General features: G+C 40.6%; 20 protein-coding genes. 4 read left to right on the plus strand and 16 right to left on the minus strand.

Annotated elements, in window-relative coordinates:
* Positions 1 to 86: 86 nt before the first annotated feature.
* On the minus strand, positions 87 to 617 hold the full coding sequence (locus AC1D69_RS12775) for a class I SAM-dependent methyltransferase (RefSeq protein ID WP_495456542.1): 531 nt from the start codon (positions 615 to 617) through the stop codon (positions 87 to 89).
* 288 nt (positions 618 to 905) lie between these two features.
* Between AC1D69_RS12775 and AC1D69_RS12780 the strand changes: the two genes are divergently transcribed.
* A complete protein-coding gene (locus tag AC1D69_RS12780) occupies positions 906 to 1,028 on the plus strand; it encodes a hypothetical protein (RefSeq protein ID WP_495456650.1) in 123 nt (40 codons plus the stop codon).
* Positions 1,029 to 1,326: 298 nt separating this feature from the next.
* Here the strand turns inward: AC1D69_RS12780 and AC1D69_RS12785 are convergent, their stop codons facing one another.
* The 8 genes from AC1D69_RS12785 to AC1D69_RS12820 form a co-directional block, all read right to left on the minus strand.
* Positions 1,327 to 1,821, minus strand: coding sequence for a CAP domain-containing protein (locus AC1D69_RS12785; RefSeq protein ID WP_495456543.1), 495 nt, complete (start codon positions 1,819 to 1,821; stop codon positions 1,327 to 1,329).
* Positions 1,822 to 2,140: 319 nt separating this feature from the next.
* Positions 2,141 to 2,887: a hypothetical protein gene (locus AC1D69_RS12790; protein WP_495456544.1), complete on the minus strand. Its 747-nt coding sequence runs from the start codon at positions 2,885 to 2,887 to the stop codon at positions 2,141 to 2,143.
* 64 nt (positions 2,888 to 2,951) lie between these two features.
* Positions 2,952 to 3,800 (minus strand): MBL fold metallo-hydrolase, encoded by an 849-nt coding sequence (locus AC1D69_RS12795; RefSeq protein ID WP_495456545.1) that lies wholly within the window; start codon positions 3,798 to 3,800, stop codon positions 2,952 to 2,954.
* A gap of 168 nt (positions 3,801 to 3,968) precedes the next feature.
* Positions 3,969 to 5,444, minus strand: a complete 1,476-nt coding sequence (locus tag AC1D69_RS12800; RefSeq protein WP_495456651.1) for a protein adenylyltransferase SelO — start codon at positions 5,442 to 5,444, stop codon at positions 3,969 to 3,971.
* Positions 5,445 to 5,625: 181 nt separating this feature from the next.
* Positions 5,626 to 6,690, minus strand: coding sequence for an acyltransferase (locus AC1D69_RS12805; RefSeq protein ID WP_495456546.1), 1,065 nt, complete (start codon positions 6,688 to 6,690; stop codon positions 5,626 to 5,628).
* An 11-nt stretch (positions 6,691 to 6,701) separates the two neighbouring features.
* The gene (locus AC1D69_RS12810) at positions 6,702 to 6,869 is read right to left on the minus strand and encodes a hypothetical protein (protein ID WP_495456547.1); all 168 of its coding nucleotides are present in this window, start codon (positions 6,867 to 6,869) and stop codon (positions 6,702 to 6,704) included.
* 91 nt (positions 6,870 to 6,960) lie between these two features.
* Positions 6,961 to 9,342 carry a phosphoketolase family protein gene (locus AC1D69_RS12815; protein WP_495456548.1) on the minus strand — a complete coding sequence of 794 codons (2,382 nt, stop codon included), beginning with the start codon at positions 9,340 to 9,342 and terminating at the stop codon, positions 6,961 to 6,963.
* Between the two features lie 226 nt (positions 9,343 to 9,568).
* Positions 9,569 to 10,294 (minus strand): GntR family transcriptional regulator, encoded by a 726-nt coding sequence (locus tag AC1D69_RS12820; protein ID WP_495456549.1) that lies wholly within the window; start codon positions 10,292 to 10,294, stop codon positions 9,569 to 9,571.
* Between the two features lie 148 nt (positions 10,295 to 10,442).
* On the opposite strand from AC1D69_RS12820, the gene AC1D69_RS12825 reads away from it, so the two are divergent.
* Positions 10,443 to 11,312, plus strand: a complete 870-nt coding sequence (locus AC1D69_RS12825; protein ID WP_495456550.1) for an aldose epimerase family protein — start codon at positions 10,443 to 10,445, stop codon at positions 11,310 to 11,312.
* 135 nt (positions 11,313 to 11,447) lie between these two features.
* Here the strand turns inward: AC1D69_RS12825 and AC1D69_RS12830 are convergent, their stop codons facing one another.
* A complete protein-coding gene (locus AC1D69_RS12830; RefSeq protein WP_495456551.1) occupies positions 11,448 to 12,002 on the minus strand; it encodes a TetR/AcrR family transcriptional regulator in 555 nt (184 codons plus the stop codon).
* 169 nt (positions 12,003 to 12,171) lie between these two features.
* Here AC1D69_RS12830 and AC1D69_RS12835 point away from each other — a divergent pair, with 169 nt between their 5' ends.
* Positions 12,172 to 13,617, plus strand: a complete 1,446-nt coding sequence (locus tag AC1D69_RS12835) for a DHA2 family efflux MFS transporter permease subunit (protein ID WP_495456552.1) — start codon at positions 12,172 to 12,174, stop codon at positions 13,615 to 13,617.
* Positions 13,618 to 13,718: 101 nt separating this feature from the next.
* Here AC1D69_RS12835 and AC1D69_RS12840 read toward each other — a convergent pair whose 3' ends face one another.
* From AC1D69_RS12840 to AC1D69_RS12865, 6 genes are all read right to left on the minus strand, one after another.
* On the minus strand, positions 13,719 to 14,255 hold the full coding sequence (locus tag AC1D69_RS12840) for a DinB family protein (RefSeq protein ID WP_495456652.1): 537 nt from the start codon (positions 14,253 to 14,255) through the stop codon (positions 13,719 to 13,721).
* A gap of 67 nt (positions 14,256 to 14,322) precedes the next feature.
* The gene (locus AC1D69_RS12845) at positions 14,323 to 15,270 is read right to left on the minus strand and encodes a helix-turn-helix transcriptional regulator (RefSeq protein WP_495456553.1); all 948 of its coding nucleotides are present in this window, start codon (positions 15,268 to 15,270) and stop codon (positions 14,323 to 14,325) included.
* A 141-nt stretch (positions 15,271 to 15,411) separates the two neighbouring features.
* Positions 15,412 to 16,026: a hypothetical protein gene (locus AC1D69_RS12850; protein ID WP_495456554.1), complete on the minus strand. Its 615-nt coding sequence runs from the start codon at positions 16,024 to 16,026 to the stop codon at positions 15,412 to 15,414.
* Positions 16,016 to 17,773 carry a HAMP domain-containing sensor histidine kinase gene (locus AC1D69_RS12855; RefSeq protein WP_495456555.1) on the minus strand — a complete coding sequence of 586 codons (1,758 nt, stop codon included), beginning with the start codon at positions 17,771 to 17,773 and terminating at the stop codon, positions 16,016 to 16,018. Before AC1D69_RS12855 ends, AC1D69_RS12850 begins: the two co-directional genes overlap by 11 nt.
* Positions 17,770 to 18,450 carry a response regulator transcription factor gene (locus tag AC1D69_RS12860; protein WP_495456556.1) on the minus strand — a complete coding sequence of 227 codons (681 nt, stop codon included), beginning with the start codon at positions 18,448 to 18,450 and terminating at the stop codon, positions 17,770 to 17,772. Before AC1D69_RS12860 ends, AC1D69_RS12855 begins: the two co-directional genes overlap by 4 nt.
* 280 nt (positions 18,451 to 18,730) lie before the next feature.
* Positions 18,731 to 20,008, minus strand: a complete 1,278-nt coding sequence (locus AC1D69_RS12865; protein WP_495456557.1) for an amidohydrolase family protein — start codon at positions 20,006 to 20,008, stop codon at positions 18,731 to 18,733.
* Positions 20,009 to 20,185: 177 nt separating this feature from the next.
* Between AC1D69_RS12865 and AC1D69_RS12870 the strand changes: the two genes are divergently transcribed.
* Positions 20,186 to 20,617 (plus strand): MarR family winged helix-turn-helix transcriptional regulator, encoded by a 432-nt coding sequence (locus tag AC1D69_RS12870; RefSeq protein ID WP_495456558.1) that lies wholly within the window; start codon positions 20,186 to 20,188, stop codon positions 20,615 to 20,617.
* The last annotated feature ends 10 nt before the right edge of the window (positions 20,618 to 20,627 follow it).

The following is a 20,627-nucleotide window of genomic DNA, read 5'->3' on the forward strand; positions in this document are numbered from 1 at the left end:
TCAGCCGAACAAATGGCTGGAGGGGCTTTCCCTTGTTATAGGAAAGCCCCTCCACGTAGATCCATTCCAACCATTTAGATCCTCATTTACTTTTCCTTCCACGATAATTGCATCTGACGTTTTCTACAAATCGTTAATCCTGGCGAAATCGGGATCGTCATCATTTCATACAATTCTGTTTCCTTAGATAATTCTTCAACTGCTTGATAGGCAGTCTCACACAAAGATGGGTGCATCATATACTCATTTTCAGGATGCGTATCATGCAATAAGATTAATCCATGTGGTACAACAAATGGGAAGAAGGCCCTGAAGTCTTGTAACACTGCTTCTTTTGAATGATCTGCATCGATGAATACCATATCAATTTGCAAAGGGTTAACCTCTAATTCCTTAGCAAATTCCTGTGTGGCACCATTAAAAAATTGAACATTGTTTGACTTTCCCATATAATTACCTGAATCTGGGGTAACATCCACTCCTATCAAGCGTTCAGCCAGAGGAATTATTCGATTAAAAAGCCTACATTGCTGTATTCCTAGTTCCACATATACCTTTGGACGGACAAGACTTGCCAGATTAAAAATAAAATCTTCATGCCAGTTTAATCCCATCATACTCAACTCTTTTCGTTATTTGTTAAATAATCGCCTATTTATCTACCCTATTCAGAATTTAAATACCAGGCAACCGTATTCTCCATAATACTCACAAACATCTTATATTATGACTACTTCGAAGCCTACTTTTAGAGCTTGTTCAAAAAGTCATCTGCGGATCACGAAGGTTTCTAAGAATCCGATCCCAATCATCACTTTCCTTTTCGCTGCGCAAGAATTTGTGGAATATGTAGGCCTCATGAACTGAATGAAGCTGCTCGAGTAGATGGTAATAGCGAGTGGACTATCTTCTGGAGAATCGTTATGCCATTATCCGCAGCAGGCTTATCTACCTTTGCTATTTTTACATTTACATTTATGTGGAATGATTATTTAGCACCTTTGATTTATTTGATGACGATACGTTAAAGACGCTGGCACTATGGGAATTGTATATCCTCAGAAGAAACGCCTTGGCGCCAATTAACCGAAGAGATCAAACAAGTATGGAATCAGCATAAGGAGCAGGAGAAGGGCGAAACATATAGCGTAGTATATTCTGATAGCGCATCCTGAGCCAGTTCGACTGCTTCAGATGGATTTCAATAAGTAATATCTATGGAATGTATCTTAATGAACAGTGGTGATACATCCTTCGAGGCAAGCTCAGACACTCAAAAGGCATACTGAATACAACTATTCAGTATGCCTTTTTTATTTTTTTGGATTACGGTTTCTGAATAAACAATTGTGTCCAATACGTTCGATATCGACTTGTTTCAGTTCCTGCTACGTACCCAACTCCAATATCCGTAAAGCGAGGATCCAGAATATTGGCTCTATGACCTGTACTATTCATCCATACTCTCATCACATCTTCAGGTGTTGCTTGACCTGCTGCAATATTTTCTCCATAAGCGCGATTATTGACCCCAAAACGATCTAACATTTCCCCCGGAGTTCCATAGGTTGGAGAAGTATGACCGAAATAATTGTTGTCTCTCATATCTCTTGATTTCAAAATCGCTAGATCTGTTAGCGTTGAATTAAGAGTTAGTGCAGCAATACCCCGACTTGTTCGTTCTTCATTTACCAATCTAAATACTTGTAATTCGTACGCATTTGCTTGTCTGATACGAATTCTTTTTGGCTTTCTTACCTTTTTCGTTATTTTGCTAGGATTACGTTTAATTCTTTTCATTGATGAAATTCTCTTTCTCATGTGATCAACCTCCAACAATATTTACATACAACATATATATATTGCTGAAGAAGCAATAACGCTTGTATCTTAGTCTATGATTCTACTAATTGATGTAAATGGATAGATTAACCATAGAAAATCTATCAGTAGAAATAGACCTCCAAGTGTATGTAAAAAAACCTACCTAATAATACGGTTCAACGTATCATAAGTAGGGCGATCGATCTTATATCTTTGCTTTACGCCAAAAGTACAGTCGGTGTATCTACCACATTTTACGTTCATCCCGATATTTTTTTATGTCATCCATTATTTCTTTGATTTCATATGAATGAGCTCAGTTGTTCCATAAATGATCTTGCAGCGTCTTTGTCAAGTCGTCTTGATGGCTGGAAAACTGCTTAAATCGGTGTCCGTTTGCTCCAGATGGATGAGGAAATCCCCATAAACAGCGCCGTGGATCTAGCCTGCCCTCAGACACCAAAAGCTGAAGCATTCCTTCCACTGTTTTTCCTAGAGGAATAATTAAAGCTTGGCTCAGGAACCCTAGCTCCTCCTCTAAAGACGTTAGCCCATATTCTCTAAGTAACGAGTTGGAGAGTAAATTGGGATGAGCTCCGCTATAATTTTTCTTACCTACAAATACGGGAAACCGTAATAAAGAGGTGGTATGCAGTATAGCTTGCTCCTCCTGAAACAATTCAGCACTTGAGGACAGATTCAAATATTGATGGAGTTTTAGTGTATCTAGCATATGAATTAACGTATTCCGCATGGAACCCGCGAATCTCGCCACTTCTTTAGCTTTTTTGCAGACCTCTTCATCTGAAAGACCCACTTTGAGGCCTATAATCGCTTCTTGTATAGCAATCCTCATTTGTGTAAAACCAGGGGTTAACCCTAAAATGATTACCTTTGCAAAAGGATTCATGTACTCATTATGTGGTGCATAGTACATCTCAATTTCACCGCTACGCTTCATTAGAAGCTTATCCACCTGCAGATCCTCCCTAGTTAACGAGGAATCCTTCGGTAGCGAGAGTATTGTCGATTTATATTGTTCTAGGTGGTTAGAAATGAGCATGTCCATGCACCTCCCATATCACGATTAGTTAGTATTTGATCCTCAAATGACGGTGTGGAGTAATTTAAACTAGTTTGCGATTACCACTTACAAAGTTTTCAATATACTCGAGTTGTTCTTTATTGGGTGCTGTCTTTCGTACTTCGTTAAATCTAGTAACAGCTTTCTCAAGGTCTATTTCTTTACCCGCAATTTCTCCGATCCTAGTTAACTCATCCAAAAACGTCCACATTTCTACGTACGTCTTTGGATCTTGATGCCCTGTCACATAATAATTTACTTCGTACTTTTTTATTTTATCTAATAGGATGTAAAGTTCATCTTTGTTGTAGCTCCATGCTCCGCTGTAAAAGTCCTGATATATACAATCACCTAGAAACATAACTTTCTCTTCAGGAATATAAATAATGCATGAATCCTCTGCGTGAACCCCACCAACATGCTCAACTACACAGGACACGCCACCCAAATCAACCTCGATTTTATTATTAAAGGATAAATCTGGCGCCTTCAATTTCAAATCATCTCGTGTAGGCATTTCACGTTTTATCATATCTCTACAAAACTCAATTTCTTCACCCGTTCCAACGCGCGAGTCTAGTGAAGTGTCATCCCATTTTAGAGTTTTCAAATTATTTATCTTTTTCTTCGTTTCTTCATAACTAATTGTTAATAATCCCATCGTATGAATACCAAATATATGGTCCCAATGCCAATGTGTAATGACTAGAAAATTTACAGGTGCGATATCCATTTTTTTGACTTCATTGAGGAAATCCATTGCATGTGCAGGTGAATTCCCTGAATCAACGATCAAGCTGAAGGTATCCCCACAAATTAACCCCAATGTGGGACGGTCAGTTTCTGAATAATGGGGCATATAGTACACTCTATTTGCGAGTTTTTTTAACATTTAAATACCTTCTCTACTGTTATTTTTTAGGCTAATGATCAAATGCTCCCCGCGCTGGGAATATACCGAGAATTTAGCATTTCAGAAAAAAGTCCGCCTTCATAATGACAGGCAGCCCATCATACAATTGTATCCGATTGTTAGAAGTTATATAAATCCAGTAACTTATCATGTTCCACAATAAGTTCTATAAGGACGATTAGACTCCACCGGTAACGTAGCGTAAACAGCCTGTTCTGGTGTGTGTGCATAGGGATTATCAAGTGCCTCTAATAATTGTTCCATGACACTGTAATCTCCACAATTCACTGCAGCTTCTAATGCCTCTTCTACGCGATGATTGCGAGGAATAATCGCTGGGTTGCTGTTTCTCATCAACTCATGTGCTTCATCCTTCAATTCCTGTTGCCGCTCAAGTCTCTCCTGCCACAACGTATACCACTGAGTAAACTCTGGCGTGCCAGACAGAACTGTTTCCTTCGCCGTATCAAAGGTTAAAGCAAGAAAAGTATTCGTATAGTCCGCTTGATATTTTTTCATCATATCGAGGAGATCTTTAATAAAATTCTCATCCTGTTCTTCGACTTTAAATATGCCAAGCTTGGATCCCATTCCAGCAAGCCAGGTATCATAATACAACGTTGCATATTCTGCTAACGCATTCTCAGCCAATTCGATAGCTTCAGATTGATCATCATGAAGTAAGGGTACAAGGGCTTCTGCAAATCTTGTAAGATTCCAACCCCCAATATTCGGCTGGTTGCCAAAGGCGTAACGACCTTGTCTATCAATGGAGCTAAACACAGTGGCAGGATCAAAGGTATCCATAAATGCACACGGACCATAATCAATCGTTTCTCCACTAATCGCCATATTATCTGTATTCATTACCCCATGAATAAAGCCTACCAACTGCCACTTGGCAATCAACTTCGCCTGACGTTTGATGACTTCTTGAAGTAAATGGAGATAGCGATTGTTGTCCTCTTTTATAGATGAAAAATGCCTTTGTAATGTATAATCGGCAAGAACTCTAATATCTTCAACATCCCCCCATTGGGATACATATTCAAAAGTACCTACGCGCAAATGACTAGCAGCGATGCGAGTAAGAATGGCACTCGGCAAATCTTGTTCACGGATGACGGATTCACCCGTCGCCACTACCGCTAAGCTCCGAGTTGTAGGAATACCTAGCCCATGCATGGCTTCACTAATGATGTACTCGCGTAGCATCGGTCCAAGTGAAGCTCGACCATCCCCTCCGCGGGAGTATGGTGTTCGCCCTGCTCCCTTTAGTTGGATGTCCAAGCGATCTCCTTCTGGCGTTATCTGCTCACCAAGTAGAACAGCCCGTCCATCGCCTAACATCGTGAAGTTCCCAAATTGATGCCCTGCGTAAGCTTGAGCAATGGGCTCCGCACCTTCCGGTATGCTGTTTCCAGCAAGCACCGCTACGCCTTCTTCACTTTGTAATGCCTTGATGCTTAACCCTAAGGATGTTGCCAACTTCTCATTGAGAATAACTAACTGTGGCGATTTCACTGGCGTTGGGTTAGTGTGGCTAGCAAATAATTGTGGCAGACGAGTATAACTATTTTCAAAATTCCAACTTGCTTCTAATCTTTCATCTATCTTTGTCATCGCCATAACCTTCTCTTCGTTATTTTTCAGATCCATAACTATTGTACTCCTATGCATTGTAATAATTGTGTGGCATATAGACAAGCCTGTTCCTTATGTCTAACCCTACCCCATTATTTTTAACAATAATCTCAATATTTATCTTTTTTTTTTTGGAGAAAAAAGCACCTGATGCGTGTCATCAGGTGCTTTTGGTCGTGTCCGTTTGGATCGCCGGTGATCGTCTGCGAACGTCAGATTTGCCAACAATGTATATTCCAAGGCTTGTTTTCTGAATAACCATGGTAATGAGCCATGAAAGCGTCAATGCGACTAATCCACCTGCTATTGTTAACAGATGATAGGATATCACTCCATGAGTCATCACTTTTTGCCGCCATAAAAGCAAGAAGAACGGATGGATGAAGTAAATACCGAACGAGCACGTTCCAATGGAGAATAGGGCTTTGCGTAAAAAATGAAGATGTCCCCCCTCAAGTAGTAACGCGACCTGCATCAGCACTAAGCAGCAAATTGCAACATAGGTGTAGTCGGACACAAAGTTAAGATAAGAAAGATAAGGTTGCGGGATCCAGTGCGGATTCGTTCTCAGTAGCCACATTTGGCCTACATAGACAATGCCGGAGATAACGAATCCGAAATAAAGGGAACGTTGCCGCCAGAGTTTACCCCCTGCTTTGAATTTCCCGGCCGCATAAGCACCCAAGAATAAATAGAGCAGGTACGATCCGATAAATGTACCAACCTTGCTCATATGGAAAATGTAATGGTTCAATATATAAAAGGCAATTTGGAATATGGCGCCGCATAACAGCGGATGACTCTTGACGAACCTATTCCGAAGTAATATATGAAAGAGCGGAAACAGTAAGTAAAATTGGGCAATGATAACGATGAAGTACAGATGGGCGTAGTTGTCACCGATTAGCAGTCCTTTTACATAACGCCATAGACCCTCTCCCACAGACATTTGCTGAATATGCATAACAATAACTAAATAAAAAAAGGACCAGAGTAAGTAGGGAACGATGATTGTCTTCAGGCGCTTCCGGTAAAAAACGAGCCAATTTTGCTTTGTACCGTCGTCGTAGTGATAGAAAAGCAGAAGTGCGCTCAAGAAAAGAAAAGCGGGCACGGCAAAATGAGAAGCAGTGTTAATAATGTGATAAAAGGGATAAAGGAATGAATCCTTCGATAGCTCCATGATTGCATATGACGTCGAATGGATCGCCAATACCGCCAGCATTGTGATACCCCTTAATAGTTCAAGATAAGTAAATCTTTCTCTTTTTTCCACCATGCACCCTCCAAGATCATGTTATTGCATACTAATGACGGTGTTTGTCCGAAATAGGTTTCTGCATAATATTCTGTAATATTTTCCTGAAATAAACCAATAATCTCATTATACTCGGATATCGTCATGAACATGTTCATAATAAATACAAAAGAAGGACCCGCCCCTCAGCGGATCCTTCTACATGCTCTCAAATTACATGAATTAGATAAAGAAATATTATTTCAATTCTTTCCATACCCAGTTTTCTACTTCCGGCAAATCAGTACCTTCTTCACGGATGTATTCATGATGTTTCTTAATCGTAGCATCCATTTCATTCGCAATTGCTGTATATTGGTCTGCATCTGACAAGCTCAACACTGCTTCCTTCACTAAGTCAAAACGGTCCATTTGATTCAATACCCGCATATCAAATGGGGTCGTGATATCGCCATTCTCGCGGTATCCATGGACATGAAGATTATGGTTGTGACGATCAAAGAACAGGTCCTTAATGAGTCCTTCATAACCGTGGAAAGCGAAGATCACAGGTTTATCTTGTGTGAAATAGTGATCGAACTCCTTGTCAGATAGACCACGTGGGTCAAGCTTCTGACTTCTCAGCTTCAACAAGTCAACCACGTTAATATAACGAATCTTCAGTTGTGGTAATTTCTCATGCAGAATGGAGATGGCAGCCAAGCTCTCCATCGTTGGCTCGGTTCCTGCGGAAGCAAATACTACATCAGGCTCTCCATCATGATCCGTACTTGCCCAGTCAATGATCTTCAAGCCTTTATCCACCAATATCTTCGCTTCATCTGCACTAAACCATTGTGGACGTGGATGTTTGGAAGATACGATAAGGTTAATCTTCTGGCGGTCGTTCAAGATCGTATCAAATACAGCTAGCAAGGAGTTCGCATCCGACGGTAAATATTCACGGATAAATTCTGGCTTCTTGTCTGCCAAATGGCCGAGTAACCCCGGATCTTGGTGAGTATATCCGTTATGATCCTGTTGGAACACCGTAGAAGTTGCTACGATATTTAACGATGGGATATCCGTACGCCATTCTTGGTCCGTTGCCTTACGCAACCACTTAAAGTGTTGTGTAATCATCGAGTCAACTACCCGCAAGAAGGCTTCATAACTTGCAAAGAAACCATGACGTCCCGTTAACACGTAACCTTCGAGTAAACCTTCTGCCTGATGTTCGGATAATTGCGAATCAATTATGCGGCCATAAGGAGCAAGGAACTCATCGTTAGGTTCGATAATTTGGTCCATCCATTGACGTTTTGTAACTTCAAATACAGGTGCCAAACGGTTAGACATCGTTTCATCTGGTCCGAAGATTCTGAAATTACGGTTATCTTCATTTAGACTGACTACATCTCTAACGTATTTTCCTAAGACAGCCATATCTTGCGCAATCACTTTGCCTGGAGTGGAGTTATCAAGGACATAATCCCGGAAATCCGGTAACCGCAAATCTTTAATAAGGTTACCCGCGTTAGACACGGGATTCATTCCCATGCGTCTGTCACCCTTAGGCATGATTTCAGCAATTTCAGGTTTTAGACGACCATTGTCATCGAAACATTCTTCTGGCTTATAGCTTTTCAACCATTCTATTAAGGCAGGTGCATGCTTCATATTTTTTTGGTCAACTGGAATAGGAACCTGATGGGCGCGGAATGAACCTTCATTTGGTACTTGATCCCACTCTTTTGGACCTGTCCAACCTTTAGGAGAACGGAAGACGAGCATTGGCCATACAGGGCGGGTAAGGTCATTATTTTCACGTGCATTGTTTTGAATGGCTGCGATTTTCTCGACGATGGTATCAAGAACCTTCGCCATTTCTGGATGCATTAAATCCGGATCTGATCCTTCCACAAAGAACGGTTCCCAGCCCATTCCCTTGAAGTAAGAAGTTATTTCTTCGTTCGACTGACGGGATAGAATCGTTGGGTTACTGATCTTGAATCCATTAAGATGGAGGATCGGCAACACAGCACCATCTGTCACTGGGTTAATGAATCTGTTGGAGAACCATGAAGCTGCTAATGGCCCCGTTTCTGCTTCGCCATCTCCTACAACAACCGCAGAGATTAGATCTGGATGATCCAATATCGCCCCTGCACCGTGGGAGAGCGAATATCCTAACTCGCCGCCTTCATGAATGGATCCCGGTGTTTCAGGAGCAGCATGGGAAGCAATACCGCCAGGGAAAGAGAACTGTTTGAACAACTTCTTCATGCCCGGAATATCTTGTGTGATTTGCGGGTATATTTCAGTATAGCTTCCATCAAGATACGAATTTGAAACCATAACTTGACCCCCATGTCCAGGTCCTTCAATATAGAGCATGTTCAAATCATATTTGTTAATCACGCGATTTAGATGCGCATATATAAAGTTCTGACCCGGAATTGTCCCCCAGTGTCCAATAGGCTTAATCTTAACATCCGACTCTTGTAATGGTGCTTGTAACAACGGATTGTCCTTCAAATATAACTGACCTACTGAGAGGTAGTTGGTTGCGCGCCAATAAGCATCGACCTTAGCTAAATATGTTTTAGATGAGTAATCCAATTGTGTTGTTAGTCCCATTTCTTCCACTCTCCATCTATTTTTATATACGTTCAATTGTGAAACATTTCACGTTGTTATATTTATATCATAACGTTTTTTCAGGAAATTGATACGGTCCAATTATGTGAAATATTGAACATAGTATGAATAATGGATAAAAACAATTCATATTTCTACTAATTTAAGGTTCTTTTATGAATAAATCACAGTAAATTATGCCAAAAAAAGAAGACCGAAGCATTCTTCAGTCTTTCACCGAGACAAACGTATTGAATTTCATATATTTGTAGTGGAATCGCATATGGGAAAACTCGAATGGAGTACCATTATCCAAGAAAAAAATCCCCTCCATGATCCCGACGGGTTCATTTTCTTTCAGACGCAGAAGTTCTTGATCCGTAGCGGTGGAAGGCTCTGCAAATATAGATAAAAACGACTTGGTGACAGCCAGATTATGGGCTTCCTCCAAGTAATTGAATATGGACCCTTCGATAATGGTCTGGTTCAGATTTTGAACAATTTTGATCGGAATGTAGCCTGTTTCAATCATAAAGGGTTCTTCATCAAACAACCGCAAGCGAATGATCTTATAAACAAAATCATGGGGCTCTAGGAACAAATCACGCTGTAACTCCTCCGTTGGTGGAATAACCTCGAAATTGAGTACCTTGGTTGTAGGTTTGATCCCGTGCATATGGAAATTGTCGGTGACGCCTAAATTTGACCCTTCGTAATTGAAGATCGATTCATTCTTTATATATAAAGGGTTAATGAATGTTCCCGACCCTTGCTTTTTAAAAATAATTCCATCATGCTCCATCTTAGTCAGCGCACGCTTCACGGAACTACGGCTAACCTGGTAAGCTTCACTAAGGCTGCGCTCATCGGGCAATCTCATGTTGGCAAATTGTCCGGCAAAGATTTTTGTCTTGAGGTCATCAATAATTTGCTTATAGACGAATTCCGCCATATCGTACTCCTTTTCAGTTCCTGTTCTACTCCTATTCTACCATTAATCAAATGTGAGGTGTGGTAATTTAATGTATAATATGTTTATGATTTATGAACCTATTAGGTCGTCATTGCTCTTAATATAATTACCGTTGAGGAGGAAGATTATGTTTACTTATTACACGAAGCAAGACCATTTTGAGACCTATGTTCTATCCAATGAGGAGCGTAACATTTATGTTGAAGTGGTCCCTGAACGGGGAGCTATTATTAGTAAATATGTACATAATAATGAACCCATTTTTTATCTGGAACAAGAAACATTAGAGGATACCTCAAAGAATATACGCGGTGGTAATCCTATTTTGTTTCCTATTAGTAGCTACTTAGAGGATGAGACTTACACGTACAATGACACCGCCTATCATCTAAAACAACACGGATTCGCGCGTAATCTACCAGCTAAGGTCATCCATACGTCTACTGATGAACACAGTGCTTCAGTCACTCTAGAAATCGTAGGTAATGAAGAAACCTATGAGAGATACCCTTTCCATTTCAGACTGGTCATGCAATATACACTTACTAAGGATGGACTAGACATACAAGCTACCATTCATAATCTGGATCATAAAGTGATGCCCTTCTATTTAGGTTACCACCCTTATTTCTATGTAGCAGATAAAGATCGTCTCGAATTAAACATTCCTTCATCTCATTGCAATGAAATGATACCCCATAGTATGGCGCAGGGTAAGTTTAACTTTAATCAACCCGAGTCTAATGTCATTTATGATCAACTACAATCGAATCAATGTGAGATGATTGATCATGCCAGACAGCTGAAAGTGACAATCACCTCTGAGGATGTATATCAGTATATGGTGTTATGGGCATTGCAAGGAAAATCCTTTGTATGTATTGAACCTTGGATGGCTCCAGTAAATGGGTTGAACATTGGACAAGGTATCCAATTACTTGAAGCTAGCCAAGTACATACATCCACCATCCAAATAAAAGCAGAATCGCTTATATAACTTTCAAAAAGAGATGTTATCTATCTCCGATATGATACCGCGATCGACAAAAACCATGTTGGGTAAATACACCCGACATGGTTTTTAGCTTTTCAGATTTCATCATATACATCTTATTTAAAGACAATAAGTTCCTTACATATGCCTCTTGTTGTACATCAAGGTAATCTGACCTGCGATGTATTCTGAGCTAAATTGAGTACCATCCTTAATCCACCACATAATAATACCCAAGAGTGAAGATGCTATAATATCAACCGAAACCTCTTCCTTCGTAAGTTTAATATTTCTCATTTTTCTACGCCTTTCTATCGTGCTTTTTATTAAATTAAACAAGTTGTTTTTGAATCCTTTGTTCTCAATCAATACCCCAAACACTTTTCGATATTCATAAATACAATCCAAAAAGGTTACTAACTGGTCCTGTTGGGTGCTACTCTTCACTTGTAATAATGGTTCCATTTTCATAGATAGATCATCAAAGATTTCATGTACAATCTGGCGTAATAAGTCATTAATATCCTCGTAATGCAAATAAAACGTGGCACGATTTAGTTCTGCACAGTTCGCAATCTTCTGAACGGTCAACTGAGAGATTTCAATATTATCCGCTAATAAGGAAAAAACCGCATTTTTTAGCATCTTTTTTGAACGAATGGTACGTGGATCTTCTTTTTTATGGGTAGACATTTCATCCCTCTATTATCGATTATTGTTTACTTCATTGACAAATCAATTGATTCTGTCGATTAGTCAACACTTTTAAATAAATTGTAAATAGGCAATTTTCTTAAATACTGATATGATCTATTTTATTGACACTATGTCGAAAAAGCAATGAAGAGAGGTTTTCACATCTATGCAAGAAGACGATAAAAAAATAAATAAAAAGATATTAATAACCATTTTTATCATTGGTTGCTTCTTATCCACTTTGAATCAAACGCTATTAAATGTCGCATTAAGTAATTTAATGGACGTATTTCAAGTATCGGCAACAACCGTACAATGGATTTCAACGGGCTTTATGCTTGTCAACGGAATAATGATTCCTACTACAGCCTATTTAATGAAACGTTTTACAACGCGTCAATTATTCATAAGCTCCATGCTATTTCTATTAGTGGGTTCTATTGTTTGTGCAGCGGCACCCAACTTTAGTATGCTACTAGCTGGACGTATGATTCAAGCTGCGGGTGCAGGGATTATCATGCCACTCATGATGAGTGTAGTTCTTGCGATTTTCCCAGTTGAAAAACGTGGTAGTGCCATGGGACTCCTTGGTCTGGCGATGATATTTGCTCCTGCTATTGGACCAACCCTTGCGGGATTTGTCATCGAATATCACTCTTGGCGCTGGTTATTTATCGGCATAATACCATTTGTCATCATTATCATTTTGCTGGCAATGAAATATTTAGTGAATGTATCCGAAACGTCGAAAGCGAAGCTTGATGTGTTTAGTGTTCTTTTATCAACTATCGGATTTGGCCTCATTCTATACGGATTCAGTAGTGCGGGTAGTAAAGGTTGGGACAATATCATTGTGATACTGTCATTAGTGATTGGGATCATTGTAACGGGTATCTTCTGTATTCGACAAATTAAGTCCAATGATCCACTGTTAAACCTATCTGTATTTAAAAATAAAATCTTTACGATGACATCTCTTATAAATGTATTAGTCACCATGATGATGTACGCAGATATGATCTTATTACCTATTTATCTACAACAAGGTCGCGGATTCACAGCTTTTGATGCAGGACTTTTATTACTACCAGGTGCACTTGTGAATGCGTTTATGTCACCTGTCACTGGTAAACTATACGATCGCTTTGGTGCGAAACCACTCTTTATTATTGGGTTAATCTTTATTATCCCATCGATGTGGGCCGTAACAGATTTATCTGAATCGACAACGTATATGTATTTAATGATTCGTACGATCGGTCTTCGGATTGGGTTAAGCTTCATCACTATGCCACTCAATACGGCGGGACTCAACGCATTACCCAAACAACTTGGTACGCACGGTACAGCAGTGAATAATACCGTTCGCCAAATTGCTGGAGCGATTGGTACGGCTGTCGTAATCACCATTTACACAGTGCAGTCAACAAGCCATGCAGCAACAGTGATGCAGGATAACCCTTCAACTGCTACTGAGCTACTTAAATCCCTTTCATCCATTTTAGGGGCAAGTGATGCCTATTACTTCATGACGATTCTAGCCATCGTCGCGTTTATCATCACATTGTTTATGCCCTTGAAAGCGAAGAAAACGGTTGAAGAAAAAGCATAAGCAGTACAAGAAAATGAATCAATTTTAAGGTATATAAATTAAAAGACGAAGCCATCGATTACGTTGGCTTCGTCTTTTGTTGTGCATGAACTTTATGTGGTCTAACTCACGCTGAGCATTTGTTTTAAACGGTCCAGCTGCAGAAGATGATGACGGTAATGCATTTCAACAAGCAGAAACCATTCCTCCGCACACAGTCCACCAAATGACGGATGGGGTATTGTATGTTCTTTGGACACTTGTACAAGGGTTGGTTCAATCTCTTTCATTCTCTGGAGGACCGTGTATAACCCTTGAATTAGTTGCTCTTTGTTCTCAGGCTGTTCAGGTGTATACTGCGCAGAAGGCGGAACCTGAATACGAATGGGTGGGAAACTTCCTTGAGCAAATACAGCCACACCTCTCTCCGTTTTTCCCGCTTGAGGCACGGGTTGATCTTGACTTGGTACTAAACATTGCTCTAGGTTACGAAGTTGCATATACAGTGCTGAGTTAATAAGATGTTGTACCATCTGCCCGATGGACCACTCATTGTCACTTGGCCTTTGCTTCAGTTGCTCCAGATTAATTGGATCCAGCTCATGAATATAATGTGTCACCGTATCCTCAAAACGTTGTAATGCATCCTTTGTTGTAATCATAATGCTTTGTCTCCTTAGTCATCTTTTTATCTAAGTATACAAAAACGCTACTGACACCTTTATGTCAGTAGCGTTTCAACATGTTCTCCAGTTCATTTCTAACTCGATGTCGGAAGGATTCCGGCTCCAGCACCTCCACGCCACTTCCCCAACTGAACACCCAATGCAGTAATTCCTCAGGCTGTCGAACACGAAGGGTCATCAACAGCCCATCCTTATGTTCCTCTATGGCTTCTGTATAGAAGTTGTTCGATTCCTTTACCTTATCGGCAATGTCAGGTTGGACATGGATGCGAACACGAATGTTGCGATCATCTGTTGGCCGGTATACATTCAAATCAAAATCTGATGGCAACTTAAATCCAGCTTCCAATACACGAAGATCCGTCATTCGAGACAACCGGAAATGCCGAATGCCTTCACGCAATTCGCACCATGCGATAAGTACCCATGCCCCTAGATGAAGCACAATACCATATGGTGCAACTGTACGAACACTTTGACGGTTCCCGTCAGCCTCAGCAGTACTTTTAGAATAGTGGAATCTTATTTTTTTTTCCTCCAGCATCGCTCCGCGGATCGCTTCCAAGTATGCCTTTGCTTGTATTCGAGATACATCTTCAGGGGATGAAAACAAACGAAAGCCCTTACGAATCCGGGATGCCTCTTTGCGGATCGGTTCCGGCAAGATGGCTTCGATCTTCGCTCTCGAATTTCGAGACTTACTGACATAATGGGCATCAAATGACTGCTCGATAAAATCTATCCCAATGAGTAACGTCACAGCTTCATCCACTGTGAAACTAACGGGCGGTAGGAAATACCCCTCCAGTAAGGAGTATCCCTGCCCTGGCGCCCCTATCACGGATACACCGGCTTCACTTAAAGCCTGAATATCCCTATAGATTGTTCTCACGCTTGTTTCAAATATAGCGGCCAAATCCTCGGCTCGTAACACTTCATTACGCTGCAGCTCAAGCACTATGGCTAACAAACGATCCATTTTGTTCATGCACTGCACCCCTTTCCGAGAGACTTCTTGTATACCAGAGTTGCTACCTATGAACTAATCCTGATTGGCCATTATCTAATTATACTCCGTAACCTTATCTTACCAATTATGATCAAATAATCCAGTCACATTCCATCCCTATTAAATCAATGTTAGTTTCTTTTTCCAAGTTAATTCCTTGCCTTGATCATTCTTGAATAGAAAAATGATTTGACCTTCCTCACCTTTCATCGAATCTGGATAGAAGAACCCAGTATATTGTCCGTTACCACTAATGTAGAATCCATCTCCACCGTTCGCTCCATTTTCAATCGCTTCTTGGATAGAATTTATAATCGTATTATCCTTAGAAATCCACTGTAATTCAGCTAGAGCATATCCTTCCGGAATCTGTTTCACACCAAAATCAAAACTATTTCCCTCAATTGGCTTGGGAGTCTGATCGATAATAACTAATATTTCTTTATCGGATTCTACCGAATTGTCCTTTTGAGGCTTGGTATTCTCTTGTTTACTTTCAGTTGGTTTGACTGGTTCCGATTGTTTAATTGGTTCAGTTGGCTCGGTTTGTTTTGTTGGTTCATTTTGTTCAGATGGTTTAGTTTCTATGTTGTCCGATGGTTCGGAAGGCTGCGTCGTTACGGTCCCCGTTGTTGATCCATTGTTAGATCCTTTGTCGGATTCTGTGCTACAAGCACTGGTCAGAAGTAGCGCACATAGCGCACATATAACATACATCATTTTTTTATTGTTCATTGATTTCTCTCCTGCTTTCATTTAATTTAAAAGAAAATTCGACGCCTGAATCCGTATTTTCCACACCGAACTCACTCTCATGAAGTTCCAGAATATGCTTAACGATCGTGAGCCCTAGACCTGTTCCCCCCGATCTACGATCCCGTGAACGTTCAACGCGATAGAACTGATCCCATATTCGACTCAGGTCCTCCTTGGCAATGTGCGGTCCGATGTTCTCAATCACTGTGTTTACTTTTCCAGCAATGGTCCTTCTGATGCAGATTGTAATGACGCTATTCTCCACTGCATACCGTATAGCATTACTTAATAAATTCAGAACAACCTGTTCGAGCCTTCTAGGATCGGCCTCAACGAATAGTTCTTCCTCTTCGAGGTTTACCTTAATCTGAAGGTGCTTACTCTCCAACTGTTGAGAGAAGGAATCGACCATATTCTGAATAAGGTTTGTCATAGATATACTTCTAGGATGCAACCGAACAGCTTTAACTTCAAATTTGGAGAGCTCTAACATATCCATAATTAATGCATTCATACGATCCGTTTCATTCACAATCATGGCAAGGTACCGGTCTCTTTTATCGGTCGCAACACCATCCTGTAGCCCTTCAGCGAAGCCTTTAACAATGCCTAAAGGAGTTTTCAACTCATGGGAGATGTTCGCGATCAGTTCTTTACGAAGCTGTTCGGATCGCTGTTTTTCTTCCATATCCTCCTGTAACTTTATATTGGCATCGGTGAGATCCTTCAAGGCTGCATCTAAATTGTGCGATAATGCAATCATATTACGCGATAACTCCCCAAATTCATCCTTTGAATCGATTTGTGGCTGTACCGTAAAGTCTAGATTAGCTAGTCGCACAGCTGAGCGGCTTAACATCACTAACGGACGTGAGACAATTTTAGAATAAATAAAGGATAGAATAATCACGAGTATAAGAATAATAGGTGCCATATAAACAAAATATTGCTTGAGTATCCCGACAGCTTCCCCGACCGGCTGCAGAGAGGTCATGACCATTAAATAACCATTCCCATTCTTACCTTCAGATAATGATCGGATTAGAACAATGTATTGGACACCACTCCATTTATCACTCCAATTCATCTGAACAAGAGAACCGTTCTTTAAGGTAGAAAGAGATTGTTCTGCTTCTGACTTTAGATCCAGCAAAGCATCATCTATAAGGGTATCCTGATAAAGAGGATTGTACGATCGCCGATCAGGCAACATCAAATTCGTTATCTTCCCTTCCACTCGTTGCAAGCCCTCTTCAAGATCCGAATCTATCTGCTGTACGACCACAGGATGCATAATGGTATCCTTCTCATCCATGAAGATCCCATCTACCACCAGATTATCGCCAATTTCAATTCCTTGCGGAATAGTATCCATTGTCAGTCCATTTGTTGGAATAAGAATAGTAATGGACTTAGTGTCATCTTGAATCTCCAAGAAATAAGGATTTAGGGTTGTTCGTTCCCACTGATTATTCAAGATGGCAGTACTCACATCATTGTGATTCATAAATGTACCGAGCAGCGGGGAAATTGATCGTTCTTTGGACTCAGATTGGTTGAATTGATCCACGAATTGATTGATATTTTGCTCTAATGTTTGGATCTTAGACGTACGATAAAATCGCTCAAAGAACAATCCCTCTGCAAGTAGCACTAACGAAAAAACAACCAAAATCATAACCGACGTTACAATGAAAAGTTTTAGAACTACACCGTGTCTTCTCATACTTCTAACTCAAACTTATACCCTGCACGAATGACAGTGCATATATATCGACCTTCATCTCCGAGCTTGGCTCTTAGTTTTTTGATATGGGTGTCTACTGTACGTAAATCTCCCACATAATCGTAGCCCCAAACTGTGTCGAGAATATATTCTCGTGACAAGACCTTATCATAGTGCTTGGTGAGAAAGAGAAGTAAGTCATACTCTTTGGGTGATAAATTAACTGTCATTCCCGTTACCGATACCGTATGTGCCATTCTATTCACGACTAAGTCACCATAGCTAAAGATATCGCCTTCATTTCCGATAGTCCCTTCTGCTCTTTTCATTAGTGCCGTAGCGCGGGCTACCAATACCCTTGGACTTAAGGGCTTCGTCACATATTCATCAGCACCCAGCTCGAATCCTAACATTTGATCATCGTCTTCTGACCTTGCGGTAATAATAATAATCGGTACGTCTGACTTCTTGCGAATGCTTCTACATACGGACCATCCATCCATTTCTGGCATCATAATATCTAGAACAATCAGATCCACAGAAGTCTGTTCGAAAATCTCAAGTGCGATTCTTCCGTTCTCCGCTTCATACACTTTCCAGTGTTCCTTTTCGAAATAATCCGTTATAAATTCTCGCATAAGCATATCATCTTCAACTAACAATATACTTCGTTTCATTACTGTACACTCCACATCTATCCGCATTTTTGTTACATAACGTAAGCTTAGGGGAATCTTATTAATACTTATACCCATATGTGAATCACATGTATACGATATCCCCATTTGTTCTTACAAGACTCAGTATAAAGTAATCCTGTGTACATCGTGTGTACTTTCAAGAATTCCCTTAAATCTCTTACCAGAAATAAAACTAAGAGCGCTACCTATTAGGTACGCGCTCTTAGTTTTCAGTTGATTTTATTTAAAGAGACTTGCGGTAATATAGCTCATGATATTACTCTCCTATTTGCCGAGAACCACGTAACCATACTTCACGGATCGATAACGTATCCGAGATATTAATTGTTGGGTCACCATCAACCAATACTAAGTCCGCTCTTGCCCCTTCTACAATACGTCCGCGGTCATCCAAGCTGAACCGACGGGCCGTTTTTGAAGTAGCGGACTGAAGGGCTTCTACAGCTGTGAATCCCGCTTCCACCAACAACTCCATTTCGTGGTGTACGCTAACTCCATGGGCAAGTCCGCCCAACGTTGGAACCGGTACAGAAACATCCGTACCCACCAAGATATCAACACCTGCACGGTGTAGATCCATTACATTCCGATAATTATCTTCCATACTTCCTTGCGGATAGGTATTAAAGCTGGAATTCAACGTATCAATCCATTCTGGACTGAGCTTGGACCTCACACGTGGATCAATCGCCATTTCCGATGCTGGTTTACCGATAATTGAAGAGTTCAAGACGAGACATGGTGTAACAAAAGCTCCAGCCTCCGCGATCATTTTCACTAAATCCGGAGTCGTTTCAGGACGGTCAATGAATAAGTGCGCGAGTCCTTCTACTCCAACTTCTATGGCTTGCCGGGAAGATTCTACAGTTAATACATGAGCAATCGCAATCTTGTGATGACGATGTGCTTCTTCTACAGCCGCGCTTAGAATATCTTGGCTCAAGACAGGTAATCCGGGCGCTGCTAATACTGTCCCTTCTTCGATCATAATCTTGATATAGTCAGCTCCGTCTCTAACTTGTTCTTTCACGAATGCTATTGCTTCTTCTCGGGTTGATACCGTAGGAGCTTCTCCATGATCATGTGCGTAAGCGGCCAGCATGGCGTTACGATCTTCCTCGCTCATTTTCTCTAATTCTTTTAGAACAAAGTCTGGGATTTCCCCATCTCCTGGCATTAGTTCATCAGGATGTCCCCCAGGAGGTGTAACGCCCATTCCGGCAGATCGTACATCAGCAATATCTTCTATCCCTTTCAATTGTGTCGCACGGCCTTTTTTCGTGAACCCGCCCATCATTTCCAGTTCCGTTGTAACTCCAAATTTCAGTGCGTCTCGTAGACCATCTACAGATGTGTGAACATGAGCATCGATTAGACCTGGAAGCAGCGTCCCACCATCCGCATCTATAATGGTCGCATACTCTGGTATTTCCCCTCCAACCGATATAACTTTGTCTCCTTCAATCAGAACTGTATTGGCTTGGATCACTTTCTCCCCATCAAAAATACGCGCATTCGTAATTGCAGTAATCATTGTATTTTCCTCCTGTAATGAATATACTTTTTATAGATTGAAATATAACAGTTAGATTTCTAACTGTCAACAGTCTAATTAAGTAGGTTGTCGCTATTACATTTGACAGTCACTCCCCTAACTATTAATATTACGTATAATTAGAAATCTAACTATACGAAGGGAGTCGGCTGTAGAATGACAGAACAAACCTTTCATACCCCCTATTCAGATGTGATTGTAACGATCGGAATGAAAATTAGAAGCATGGCTAATATCCGATTGTCAGAATTGGATCTGAACGCTCAGCAAGGGCAGATGATGGGATATATCTTTGAGAATCAGGACAAAGGTGTCATCCAGAAAGATTTAGCAGTCCATTTTAACCGTAAAGGAGCCACCATTACCAGCATGCTTCAAGGACTGGAGAAAAAGGGCTATATCAAGCGGGTCATCCCTGAAGATAACGAGCGACAAAAAAAAATATACTTATTGGAAAAAGGGAGCAATCTCGTTGAAGAATTCAACAAAATATTTATGGAAGTAGAACAGAGTATTACTCATGGTCTGTCTGAAGAAGAGAGTGAGATCTTCATGAAATTATTACTCAAAGTTAAAGCGACTTTATAGAGGTTAGAAG

Source organism: Paenibacillus sp. Y301 (assembly GCF_059445505.1).